This window comes from Sulfitobacter sp. 15WGC, from assembly GCF_005068605.1.
GTDB lineage: Bacteria > Pseudomonadota > Alphaproteobacteria > Rhodobacterales > Rhodobacteraceae > Sulfitobacter > Sulfitobacter faviae.
This window is the reverse complement of the sequence record NZ_SZNL01000003.1, coordinates 136,950-148,822: the sequence shown is the minus strand read 5'-3', so window position 1 is coordinate 148,822 and position 11,873 is coordinate 136,950. Positions and strand designations below refer to the sequence as shown.

9 protein-coding genes are annotated in these 11,873 nt (G+C 66.5%); 3 read left to right on the top strand and 6 right to left on the bottom strand.

What is annotated here, in order from left to right; all coding sequences use genetic code 11:
- A partial coding sequence (locus FCK22_RS03705) for a PLP-dependent aminotransferase family protein (RefSeq protein ID WP_136720241.1) occupies nt 1-1,122 on the bottom strand: 1,122 nt, incomplete at its 3' end.
- 118 nt (nt 1,123-1,240) lie between these two features.
- Here FCK22_RS03705 and FCK22_RS03700 point away from each other — a divergent pair.
- On the top strand, nt 1,241-2,128 hold the full coding sequence (locus tag FCK22_RS03700; protein ID WP_067265646.1) for a BadF/BadG/BcrA/BcrD ATPase family protein: 888 nt from the start codon (nt 1,241-1,243) through the stop codon (nt 2,126-2,128).
- Nucleotides 2,128-3,258 carry an N-acetylglucosamine-6-phosphate deacetylase gene (gene nagA, locus FCK22_RS03695; RefSeq protein ID WP_067265643.1) on the top strand — a complete coding sequence of 377 codons (1,131 nt, stop codon included), beginning with the start codon at nt 2,128-2,130 and terminating at the stop codon, nt 3,256-3,258. Before FCK22_RS03700 ends, nagA begins: the two co-directional genes overlap by 1 nt.
- Here nagA and FCK22_RS03690 read toward each other — a convergent pair.
- The 4 genes from FCK22_RS03690 to FCK22_RS03675 form a co-directional block, all read right to left on the bottom strand.
- Nucleotides 3,255-4,016 (bottom strand): sulfite exporter TauE/SafE family protein, encoded by a 762-nt coding sequence (locus FCK22_RS03690; protein WP_197470923.1) that lies wholly within the window; start codon nt 4,014-4,016, stop codon nt 3,255-3,257. The two genes, nagA and FCK22_RS03690, sit on opposite strands and share 4 nt — an antisense overlap.
- A gap of 145 nt (nt 4,017-4,161) precedes the next feature.
- Entirely contained in the window at nt 4,162-4,425 is a 264-nt protein-coding gene (locus tag FCK22_RS03685) for a glycine zipper 2TM domain-containing protein (RefSeq protein ID WP_067265639.1), read from the bottom strand.
- A gap of 207 nt (nt 4,426-4,632) precedes the next feature.
- A complete protein-coding gene (locus FCK22_RS03680) occupies nt 4,633-6,030 on the bottom strand; it encodes an aminotransferase class III-fold pyridoxal phosphate-dependent enzyme (protein WP_067265637.1) in 1,398 nt (465 codons plus the stop codon).
- A gap of 200 nt (nt 6,031-6,230) precedes the next feature.
- On the bottom strand, nt 6,231-8,315 hold the full coding sequence (locus FCK22_RS03675; protein WP_067265634.1) for a DEAD/DEAH box helicase: 2,085 nt from the start codon (nt 8,313-8,315) through the stop codon (nt 6,231-6,233).
- Nucleotides 8,316-8,617: 302 nt separating this feature from the next.
- Here FCK22_RS03675 and selD point away from each other — a divergent pair, with 302 nt between their 5' ends.
- Nucleotides 8,618-10,792, top strand: coding sequence for a selenide, water dikinase SelD (gene selD, locus FCK22_RS03670; protein WP_067265631.1), 2,175 nt, complete (start codon nt 8,618-8,620; stop codon nt 10,790-10,792).
- Here the strand turns inward: selD and mnmH are convergent.
- Complete coding sequence (gene mnmH, locus FCK22_RS03665; RefSeq protein WP_067265629.1) at nt 10,776-11,831, bottom strand: tRNA 2-selenouridine(34) synthase MnmH; 1,056 nt, start codon at nt 11,829-11,831, stop codon at nt 10,776-10,778. The genes selD and mnmH overlap by 17 nt on opposite strands.
- Between the last annotated feature and the right edge of the window lie 42 nt (nt 11,832-11,873).

The following is an 11,873-nucleotide window of genomic DNA, read 5'->3' as shown; positions in this document are numbered from 1 at the left end:
CAAAAAATAGGCGGCGGTGCGCTGGATATGCCCCGGCGGGTGCCGCAGGACCGAGGCGCGCAGTGCGCGGGCCTCACGGATGAAGGGTTCGGACCCCACCAGATACCCCAGCCGCAGCCCCGGAAAGAGCGATTTGGAAAAGCTGCCGACATAGATCACCCGCCCCTCGTCATCGAGTGATTTGAGCGCGGGCGAGGCGGGTTTGAGAAAGGACATCTCGAACTCATAGTCATCCTCGACGATCAGCGCTTCCAGCGCGCGGGCGCGGGACAAGAGCGCGCGGCGGCGGTCCATCGGCATGGTCGCATTGGTCGGGCATTGGTGGCTTGGGGTTGCGAAAATCACATCCGTATCGGGGGGGATCGCCTCGGGCGGGAGGCCGTCTTGATCCACCCGCACGGGCGTGATGTGGCAGCGGGATTGGCTGAGAATACCGCTCAGCGCCGGATAGCACGGGTCTTCGAGCACGGCGCGGCGGCGTTGGGTCAGCAGTACCTGCGCGGTCAGCCAAAGCGCGTTTTGCGCGCCGAGGGTGATGAGAATCTGCTCGGGCTGGGCCGAGACGCCGCGCCGGGGCAGGATGTGGCGGGCGATGAACTCGATCAGCTGCGGGTCGTCCTGATCGTAGTAATCAGTCGTCATCGAGGTGAAATCGCGCTGGCCGAGGGCTTGCAAGGCGCAAAGCCGCCAGTTGGCGTGATCAAAGAGCGTCGGGTCAGCTTGGCCATAGATGAACGGGTAGCGGTAGCTGGCCCAATCCTGCGGTTTGGCGGCCAACCCATTGGCGCTGAACCGCTGCCCGATGGCGCGGGTCCAGTCGATGGCGTCCTCCGCCTCGGCCCGGGGGGCGAAAGCGGGCGGGGCGGGCGCGTTGTCCGAGACGAAATAGCCAGACCGCCCGCGCGAGGTAAGGTAATCATTCGCCAAAAGCTCGGTATAGGCGATGGTCACGGTGATCCGGCTGACGCCGAGATGCGCGGCGAGCCTGCGGGTCGAAGGCAGCTTCTCCCCCCGCTGGAACCGACCCGAGAGGATGCCTTGGGCGATCATCTGCTGGATCTGCTGTTGCAGGGTGCCTTGCGCATCGGGGCGCAGGAAAAAGGTTTCGACGGGCAGGGCCATGGGGCGAAGGTTAGGCTGGCCTTAGGGGGAGTTCAATCTGGCATTACGGCTTGCCGAATTTATCCCCGGGGCCGCGCCCGCACTTCCGTTCGCCCGGCCCCTCGCCTAGAATTATTGCATGAGCATTCCCGCCCCTCTCTTGATCGCCGTAGACGGCGGTGGCACCGGCTGCCGTGCGGCCATCGGCACGCAGCGCGGTGGCATCCTTGGCCGGGCCTCTGGCGGGCGGGCCAATATCGGCAATGACCCGGATCAGACCCTGATCAATATCCGCACCACGGTCGAAGCGGCGGCGGCCTCGGCGGGGCTGCCTGCCGAGGCGCTTGCCGGGGCCACCGCCTTTCTCGGCCTCGCCGGGATGAACGTCGCGCGGGACGCAGCGCGGCTGCGCGCGGCGCTGCCCTATGCCCGGATCATCGCGGAGGATGACCGCCCCGCCTGCGTGGTCGGCGCGCTTGGCGAAGGCGCGGCGGGCTGGGTCTTGGCCATCGGCACCGGCACGATCGTGGCCGCCACGGATGGCACGGCGTTTCGCTATGTCGGCAGTTGGGGGTTTCATCTGGCGGATCAGGGATCGGGCGCTTGGCTGGGCCGCGGCGCGCTGGATCTGGCGTTGCAATGTCATGATGGGGTGTTGCCCCACAGCAACCTGACCCGCGCTTTGATGGCGGATTTCGCAGATGATCCTGAGGCTTTCGTGGCCTTTAGCCTGACGGCGCAGCCGGGGGATTACGCGGCATTCGCGCCCAAGGTCATCGCGGCGGCTGAGGCCGGGGACCATCACGCGCAGGCGTTGATGCGGGAGGGCGCGGCCTATTACACCCGCGCGTTGAAGACGCTGGATTTCGCGCCCGGCGATCCGCTCTGTCTGCTCGGCGGGGTCGGCCCGCATTATGCGCCGTACTTGCCGGAAGACCATTTGGCAGGCCGGATCGCGGCGCGGGGCACGGCGCTCGACGGGGCGTTTCATCTGGCCTGCAAGGCCGCGGCGGAAGAGGTTCTGTGATGAGCGAGATCGCGAAGGTTTTCACCGAGGCCCAGATCCACGACGGCAAGCGGCTGCACCCCGGCAAGGTGCTGGCGCAGATGCAGGACGGCAGCCGCCGCATCCTCACCGCCGAAGAGGTGCCGCAGGGCATCGTGGCGGAGCCTATGGCGGGCGGCGTGCTCTGCCCCGGTTTCGTCGATCTTCAGGTCAACGGCGGCGGCGGGGTGATGTTCAACGACAGCCCCGATGTGGTGACCCTGCGGCGCATGGCCAACGCGCATCGCAGCACCGGTGTCGCAGCGCTGCTGCCCACCCTGATCACCGACACGCCCGACAAGACCGAAGCCGCCATAGAGGCCGCTGTCGACGCCATCGCAGAAGGGGTGCCGGGCATCATCGGGCTGCATCTGGAGGGACCGCATCTGGCGCTTTCGCGCAAGGGCGCGCATGACGGGGCGCTGATCCGCCCGATGCGTGAGGCCGACCTCGCCCTGATCCTACGCGCCGCCGCGCGTCTGCCGAATCTCATGGTCACCGCCGCGCCAGAGAATACCAGCACCGCGCAGATCGCCGCGATGGCCGAGGCGGGGGTCGTGGTCTCGCTCGGCCATAGCGATGCGGATTACGAGACCTGCGTGGCGGCCTTCGACGCGGGCGCGACCTGCGTCACCCATCTGTTCAACGCGATGAGCCAGATGGGCAACCGCGCGCCGGGGCTGGTCGGGGCGGCGCTGTCGCGGGATGGGGTGCATGCCGGGCTGATCGCCGACGGCATCCATGTGCATCCCGCCTCCATGCGCAACGCGCTGGCGGCCAAACCTTCGGGCATTTTTCTTGTCAGCGATGCCATGGCGACGGCGGGGTCGGATATCACGGGCTTCACCCTCAATGGGCGGGAGGTGTATCGCGCCGAGGGCCGGTTGACCTTGGCCGATGGCACGCTGGCGGGGGCTGATCTGGAAATGGGCCGCGCGGTCCATACGCTGACCCATGCAGTGGGGGAGCCGCTGGAGGTGGCACTCGCGCGGGCGATTTCGGGGCCGGTTGCGCTATTGTGCGATGACATGGGGCTGGGCCGGATCGAACGGGCGACCCACCCCTTGGTGCATTTCGATCCCGAAAGCGGCGCGGCGCGGGTGGTGGGTTAGCCCGCCCCGAGCCGCCAGACAAACACCGCGCTCATGCCGAACCCGATGGCGGCGATCAGCCAGCGCACGGTCTCTTTCGGCAAGGCCCGCGCCAAGGGCGCCCCGGCATAGCCGCCCGCCGTGGCCGCCAGCATCATCAGCAGCGCCTGCGGCCATGCAACCAGACCGGCCAAGGCAAAGACCGCCACGGAGATCGAGGAGAGCACGAAGCTCAGCCCGGTCTTGAGGCCGTTCATCCCGTGCAGATCGGTCATCCCCCAAAGCGCGAAAAGGGCCAGCAGAACGATGCCCAAACCCCCGTTGAAATAGCCGCCATAGACACTGACCGCAAAGAGGCCGAGCGCGCCTTGGGGTGTCACGGCGCGGGCACGGGCGGCCGCGAAGGTACGGATGCGGTCGCCCAGCAGAAACACCAGCGTTGCCGCGAGCAGTAGGAAAGGCACGACAACGGAAAAGGCCGCGTTGGAAGAGATCAGGAGCAAGCCCGAACCGACCACCCCGCCCGACAGCGTGATGAGGCACAGCCGCAGCAGCGTGCGGCGGTCGAAGCGGCCAAGCTCGTTGCGAAAGCCAAGAGCGCCTGCAAGGTAGCCCGGAAACACCGCCACGGCGCTGGTCGCATTGGCGGCCACGGGAGGCATGCCGGTAAAGACCAGCGCGGGAAAGGTCAGAAAGGTGCCGCCCCCGGCGATGGTGTTCAACACCCCCGCGCCGAAGGCCGCGATCAGCAAGATCGCGATATCGCTTATTGTGGTCATGGTTCCTCCCCGCGCCCTTGGGGCGCTTGATCCCTGTTAGGATCAATTCATGCCGGTGCCAAGGTGAGGGGAGAAGCGGAAACGAAAAAGGGCTCCGACCAATGGTCGAAGCCCCGATAACGCGAAATCGCGCGATGTCAGCCGTTTATGGGCAAGCTGCGGTGTAACGCTGGCCGTTGGCGTTCTGGTAAACGCATTTGCCGGACTGTGTCTGGCCGATGTAGTTGCCAGCCGCCGCACCTGCGAGACCGCCGATGATTGCGCCTTGAACCTTGTCGTCACCGCCTGAAACGGCAGCACCGGTGGCAGCTCCGAGAGCCGCGCCAGTCAGAGCACCTTGGTTGGAGGTGGTGCCGTCACAAGCGGCGAGGCCGGCGATCATCGGAATTGCGATAAGAAACTTCTTCATGTCTTTCTCCCAGTTTACTCATTTGCCAACGCGGGGGGATTGGAAGAGGTTCCCGCGAAGGCGTTACATTTTCAGAAAAATCCCGCGGGTTTCGATCCGCGGCGATCTTTCGGTGCGATGTCATGTTCGGGCAAGACAGGGGTTTAGATAGACGAAGGCGGCACCGGGTCAACCGATGCCGCCTGTCGCATGCCGCAAGACGCGGTTTTACGCCGAAGTGAAGACCCGGCCCAAGGCGCCATCGACCGCCGTGATGATCTCATCAATATCATCGCGGGTGGCGATCAGCGCGGGCGAGAAACACAGCGTGTTGTTCTTGCCGGGCAGGGAGCGGTTGGTGGCGCCGATGATCACCCCTTGGGCCATGCAATCGCCCACCACGGCCTGAATGCGCTTTTCCTCAACAGGGGCGCGGCTGTCGCGGTCCGTCACCAGTTCAGCGCCCAAGAACAGCCCCTTGCCGCGCACGTCGCCGATCACCTTGTGCTTGTCGGCCAGCGCGTGCAGCTGCTCCAGCATGTAGTGGCCCATGTTGGTGGTGTTCTCCAACAGGTTCTCACGCTCGATGATGTTCATGTTTTCGATGCCCGCGGTCGGCCCCGCGGTGCAGCCGCCAAAGGTCGAGATGTCGCGGAAATAGTTCAGCGGATCGCTGGCATCGTCCTTGAACATATCGAAGACCGCATCGGTCGTCACCAGACAGGCGATGGCGGCATAGCCCGAGGCGACGCCCTTGGCCATGGTCACCATGTCGGGCTGGATGCCGTAGTGCTGATAGCCGAACCATGTGCCGGTGCGGCCCACGCCGCAGACAACCTCGTCAATGTGCAGCAGGATGTCGTATTTGCGGCAGATTTCCTGCACGCGCTCCCAATAGCCCTCGGGCGGGCAGATCACGCCGCCGCCTGCTGTGACCGGTTCGAGGCAGAGCGCGCCCACGGTTTCGGGGCCTTCGGTGAGGATCACCTTTTCGATTTGATCGGCGGCCCAGACACCGTAGTTTTCCTGCGGCGCGCCGTCCTGTTCAAAGCTGCGGTATTCAAGGCAATGCGGCACCCGCACGAAGCCCGGTGCGAAGGGGCCGTATTGCGCATTGCGCTCGTCCTGACCGCCCGCCGAGAGACAGCCAAGCGTGGTGCCATGGTAGTCGCGGTCGCGGTAGAGGATCTTGTGCTTCTTGCCGCCGTAGCGCTTGTGCGCGATCTGGCGGACCATTTTGAAGGCTTTCTCATTCGCCTCGGAGCCGGAGTTGCAGTAGTAGACGCGGTCAAGACCCGGCATCTTGTCGAGCAATTTCTCGGCGAAATGGGAGCCGGGGATCGAGCCTGCGGAACCGGCGAAATAGTTCAGCTTGATCAATTGGTCGCGCACCGCATTGGCGATGCTCTCGCGGCCATAGCCGACGTTGACCGTCCAGACCCCGCCCGAGACGGCGTCGAGGTGTTCTTTGCCCTTTTGGTCCCAGACCCGGATTCCCTTGCCTTCGACGATGATGCGCGGGTCGGTGGTTTCATAGGGTTTGTGCTGGCTCAGGTGGTGCCAGATATGCGCGCGGTCGGCTTCGACAACGCGGGAGATGTCGTTCTCGTTGAAATTGCCGTCCATGGGGCAAACCTTTCTTTACGGGTGGGCGAGCCCACGAATGAAGCCCGCGCAAAGGCGGGGTAAACTGTTCCAAGAACACCGCGAATAGGCAAGATCCAGTAGTGCCAGTTTGCCCCCTTCGGTGAGGCCAGAGGGGGCGATTTCTTTGAAGAAATTGCGCCGGATGCAAAAACGCCGGGGTGAGGCCCCGGCGTTTGGTCTTACTTCGATTTCGGGCCACCCTTGCCGCCCTGTTTGCCAATCTTATTCGGCGGGGTGAAGCGTTTGGACGGGTCGGAGGCCCGTTTGTAGGTCTTTTCGCCGCCCGGCGTGGTGGCCGAGGTGGTCGGTTTGCCTTTGCCCTTGCGCGGCGCAGCGCCCGCGGGCTTTTCCTTTTTCCAAACGGCCTTTGCCTTGGGCTTGCCGCTCGTGTCGCCGCCCGATTTGGGCTTGGGCGTCGCGCCGGGTTTCATCGGGCTACGCTCGGTCTTGTGTGACTTCGGCGGGCGTTCGCCCTTGGGCGCGCGGGGTTTATCGAACTTGGGCTTGTCGTATTTCGGCTTGTCGAAAGACGCAGCACCGGGGCCGTCGCTGGATTTCGCGCGGGGTTTGCGCGGCGCGGGGGCGGCATCCGGGTCGTAATCGCCGCGCGGCTTGCGCGGGCCGCGGTCGCCTTTGAAACCGCCGGGTTTCGGGCCGCGTTTGCCGCCGGGTTTGGGGCCGCGCGGCAGGTCCGGGGCCTTGTCCAACTTGGTCAGCACCACGCCGTCTTCCAGCGTCATTTCGCCGCCGAGCGTGTCGAGCAGGCCGGGCACCGAGGCTTCGGCCACCTCTACGAAACTGTGGCTGTCTTGCACGCGGATCGCGCCGATGTCGTCCTTGGTCAGGTCGCCCCGGCGGCAGAGCATCGGCAGCAACATGCGCGGCTCGGCCCCGTCCTTGCGCCCGGTCGAGACCGAGAACCAGACCGATGGGCCAAAGTCGCGGCGCGGCTTGTCCTCGCCCGGCGCGCCGGGGTCGCTCAGCTCTTCCGGGGCGGATTGCCGCTTGCGGTAGAGGTTGACGAAGGCGGTGGCCAATTGCTCGGCGCTGAATTTTTCAACCAGCGAGGTGACGAATTCCGCCGCATCCTCGGGCGCAGGCTCCACCCATGCGGAATCGGCCAGCAGGCGGGCCTCATCGGCGGCGTTGACCTCGGCGGCGGAGGGCGGTGCGGCCCATTCCACTTTCAGCTTGGCCCAGCCCAGAAGCCGGTTTGCCTTGCTGCGCATCTTGGGCGGCACGATCAGGGCCGAGACCCCCTTGCGCCCGGCGCGGCCGGTGCGGCCCGAACGGTGCAGCAGCGTGTCGGAGTTGCTGGGCAGGTCCGCGTGGATCACCAGTTCGAGGTTCGGCAGGTCGATGCCGCGTGCAGCCACATCCGTCGCGATGCAGACCCGCGCGCGCCCGTCGCGCAGCGCCTGCAGCGCGTTGGTGCGCTCGGACTGCGTGAGCTCACCCGAAAGCGCCACGACCGAAAAGCCGCGGTTGGTGAACCGCGTGGTCAGTCGCGCCACGGCGGCGCGTGTGTTGCAAAAGACGATGGCGTTCTTGGCCTCGTAGAAGCGCAGCACGTTAATGATTGCGTTCTCGGTGTCGCGCGGATGCACGTTCAGCGCGCGGTATTCGATGTCGCTGTGCTGCTTGGTCTCGCCCACGGTGGTGATGCGCTGCGCGTCGCGCTGGTAGGATTGCGCGAGCTTCGCAATGGCCGCGGGCACGGTGGCGGAGAACAGCAGCGTGCGGCGTTCCTCGGGGGATTCCGACAGGATGAACTCAAGGTCTTCGCGGAAGCCGAGGTCGAGCATCTCGTCAGCCTCGTCCAGCACTACGGCGCGCAAGGAATCGAGGTCGATGTTGTTGCGCTTAATGTGGTCACACAGACGCCCCGGCGTGGCGACGACGATATGCGCGCCGCGGTCCAGCGCTCGGCGCTCGGTCCGGGTGTCCATGCCGCCGACGCAGGTGGTGACCACCGCGCCCGCCTTGCCGTAAAGCCAGGTCAACTCGCGGCTGACCTGCATGGCCAATTCGCGCGTCGGCGCGATGATCAGCGCCAGCGGCGCGCCTGCTTGGCCGAAATGCGTGTCCTCGCCCAGAAGCGTCGGCGCGATGGCAAGGCCAAAGCCCACCGTCTTGCCCGACCCGGTTTGGGCCGAAACCAGAAGGTCTTGATCGTTCAGCGCAGGGTCTGTGACGGCCTCCTGTACGGCGGTAAGTGTTTCATAACCCTGTTGGGCAAGGGCATCGGCAATAGTCTGGATCACGAAGGCTGTCCTGTCTTGAACGTTGTGCGGGGGGCGGGCACGTGGGGTGCTACCAGCCACGGCAAAGGAATCCGACCGTCGGTAGAGGGTCGGGGATGGAATGTACATGGGGGTTTTGTGGCGAATTGTCACCCTTTTTACCGGTTTGGCGGCTTTCCGGGCCTGAATGGGCGGGGAAGCGCCATTTCCGCTTTGATCCGGCCCGCTCTGATCCGGCCCGCTCACATCTCGGTCAGGCCGATGGCGCGAGCGGGCGGCTTGGGGTAGCTATGATCCAAAGCGGAAAGAGAGAGTGAGGCAATCTGGTGCAAAGCGATCTGCCCCTGACGCGGGATTTGGTGCTGGTGGGGGGCGGGCACGCCCATGCGCTGGTGCTGCGCAAATGGGGGATGGACCCGCTGCCCGGCGCGCGGCTGACCGTCATCAACCCCGGCCCCACCGCGCCCTATACCGGCATGCTGCCCGGTCATATCGCCGGGCATTACGACCGCGATGCGTTGGAGATCGACCTGATGCGCCTTTGTCGCCACGCCGGGGCGCGGTTGATCCTTGGGGCGGCGACGGGGATCGACCGCGCGGCGCGGGAGATCACGGTCGAAGGGCGCGGGGCCGTGGCCTATGATTTGGCGTCGATCGACATAGGCATCACGGCCAAGATGGACCTGCCGGGATTTGCCGAACACGCGGTCGGGGCCAAGCCGCTCGATCTCTATGCCGCGCGTTGGCGTGCGTTTCTGGCGGCGGTCAGGGCGGGGGAGCAGCCGCCCGAGGTGGCGGTGATCGGCGGCGGTGTGGCGGGCTGCGAGCTTGCCATGGCGATGGCTTTTGCCCTACGCGACGCGGGGGGGCAGCCTGCGGTAACGGTGGTGGAACATGGGCCGCAGCTTTCCGGCATGGCCCCCCGGACCGGGGCGATGGTGCGGCGGCAGATGGCGGAGCTTGGGGTGACCGTGGCGCTTGAGGCCAAGGTCACGCAGATCACCGACCGGCAGGTGCTCTTGGCGGATGGCGCGCCGATCCCTGCGGCGCTTTGCGTGGGGGCTGCGGGGGCGGTGCCGCAGGGCTGGCTTGCCCAGACCGATCTGCCGCTGCACGCGGGGTTCATCCGCGTGGGGGCCGATCTGGGGGTGGTAGATGATGACAGGCTCTTCGCCGTTGGCGATTGCGCGCATATGGAGGCCAACCCGCGCCCCAAGGCCGGTGTCTTTGCCGTGCGGGCGGCGCCGGTGCTGCACGACAACCTGCGCGCGGCGCTCAGCGGCGGGGCACGGCGGGTGTTCAAACCGCAGCGGCATTATCTCAAGCTGATCTCACTCGGCGGGAAAGCCGCTGTGGCGGAGCGGAATGGGCTGGCCCTCGGCGGTGCGCTGCTGTGGCGGTGGAAGGACCGGATCGACCGGAAGTTTATGGACGGGCTCGATGACCTGCCCGAGATGAAGACCGATGCGCTGACGGACCCGGTGGCCTCGGGCGTGCAGGAGGCACTGGCGGGCAAACCGCTTTGTGGTGGATGCGGGGCCAAGGTGGGCGGCGCGGTGCTGGGCGATCTTTTGGCCGAGGTGCAGCCGCCCGTCTCGGGCGATGTGCTCACCGGGGCGGGCGATGATGCGGCGGTGTTGCGCCGCCCCGGCGGCGGCTTTCAGGTGATGAGCACGGATCATCTGCGCGGCTTTGTCGAAGACCCCGCAATGATGGCGCGGATTGCGGCGGTGCATGCCTTGGGCGATGTCTGGGCGATGGGGGCCACACCGCAGGCGGCACTGAGTTCGATCATCCTGCCGCGCATGTCGCCCGCATTGCAGGCCCGGACCCTGCGCGAAATCGCGGTGGCCGCGCAGGAGGTGATGGCGGGTGCAGGCGCGCAGATCGTGGGCGGCCATACGACCATGGGCGCGGAACTGACCATCGGCTTTACGGTCACCGGCACGCGGGGCGCGATGCCCATCGGCCTCGGCGGCGCGCAGCCGGGCGATGTGCTGATGCTGACCCGGCCCATCGGATCGGGGGTGATCCTTGCAGGGCATATGGCGGGCAGGGCGCCGGGGCGGGTGGTGGCCGAAGCACTTGGCGTCATGGCCACACCGCAGGCGCGGGAGGCGGAGATTTTGGGCAAGGCCCATGCGATGACGGATGTGACGGGCTTTGGCCTTGCCGGCCATGTGCAAGCGATCTGCCGTGCCTCGGGACTGGCGGCGGAGCTTTGGGCGGAGGCGGTGCCGCTCTACCCCGGCGCGCAGGCACTGTCGGATCAGGGGGTGGCCTCCTCCCTGCTGGCGGTCAATCAGGCGGATGCCCCGATTGCGGCGGCAGACCCGGTGAACCCGCTTTCCCACGATCCGCAAACCGCCGGGGGACTGCTGGCAGCCCTGCCCGAGGATGCCGCGAAAGCGGCGCAGGCGCGGTTAAGGGGCGAAGGTTTGGCGGGCCATATCATCGGCCGGCTTGAGGCGGGGGTGCCCTCTATCCGCCTGCGGTGAAACGGCTGTGCAGCGTGGCGGCGGTCTCGGCCAATGTGCTGTCATCAAGCCGGTCAAGCGTCAGCCGGGCGCGCGGGGGAGGGGTGCGGCTGGCGGCCTTGGCATAGCGCGGATCGTAATGCTGGCCGATCAGCCCTTCGGCGAGGCTGGCCCAATCGCCCGCGCGGGCTTGGGTCTGCCACTGGGTGATCGTCTCTCCGCTATGATAGGGCCGCAGCTTGTCGATGCGATTTTCGAGCATGGCGGGGTCGGTGGTCAGGTCATCATAGGCCCGGCACAGAAAATCCGCCCGCGCGGCCAAGGGGGCGGCGATCTCAACCCGCGCGGCGTCACGCATCGCGGCCCAAAGCGCAGGCGGAAGGGTGATGTCGCCGATCTTGCTGCTCTCGGCTTCGACCCATGTCACCTGCGCGGGCTCGAGCGGCAATAGCGCTTGGGCGAGCCGGGATTCGAACATCTTTTGATGCGGCTGCCCGCCATCCACCGCACCGAAAAGGGAGCCGCGGTGCTGCGCCAGCCCTTCGAGGTCAAGCACCTGCGCGCCTGTCTTGGCCAGATGGTGCAGCAGCCGTGTCTTGGCGGTGCCGGTGCCGCCTTCGATCAGCATCAGCCGATGCGGCAGGGGCGTGTCGTAGAGCGCGGCGACCACGAGCCGCCGGTAGCTGCGATAGCCGCCGCGCAGCAGTTGCACGCGCCAGCCGACCTGATCGAGGATCGTCGAGAATGCCCCCGACCGCTGCCCGCCGCGCCAGCAATAGACCAGTGGCTGCCAGCCGCCGTCTTTATCCGCCAGCGCCGTTTGCAAATGCCGCGCCGTGTTCTGCGCCACCAGCGCCCCGCCGATCTTGCGCGCGTCGAAGGGGCTGACCTGCTTGTAGATCGTGCCCACTTCGGCGCGCTCCGCGTCCGACAGCACGGGCAGGTTGATGGCGCCGGGCAGATGATCCTCGGCAAACTCCATTGGCGCGCGCACGTCGATGATCGTATCGACGCGGAGCTGGGCGAGGTCCGACAGGGCGGTGAGGGTGCAGGGTGTCATCTGGGGGTCCGGCAAGGCCCCGCGCCCCGTGACAGGGCGCGG

Excerpts from the sequence above, each read along its gene's own strand:
- mnmH (WP_067265629.1), bottom strand. The coding sequence starts at position 11,831 with ATGACACCCTGCACCCTCACCGCCCTGTCGGACCTCGCCCAGCTCCGC.
- FCK22_RS03680 (WP_067265637.1), bottom strand. The coding sequence starts at position 6,030 with ATGGACGGCAATTTCAACGAGAACGACATCTCCCGCGTTGTCGAAGCC.
- FCK22_RS03685 (WP_067265639.1), bottom strand. The coding sequence starts at position 4,425 with ATGAAGAAGTTTCTTATCGCAATTCCGATGATCGCCGGCCTCGCCGCT.
- nagA (WP_067265643.1), top strand. The coding sequence starts at position 2,128 with ATGAGCGAGATCGCGAAGGTTTTCACCGAGGCCCAGATCCACGACGGC.
- FCK22_RS03690 (WP_197470923.1), bottom strand. The coding sequence starts at position 4,016 with ATGACCACAATAAGCGATATCGCGATCTTGCTGATCGCGGCCTTCGGC.
- FCK22_RS03700 (WP_067265646.1), top strand. The coding sequence starts at position 1,241 with ATGAGCATTCCCGCCCCTCTCTTGATCGCCGTAGACGGCGGTGGCACC.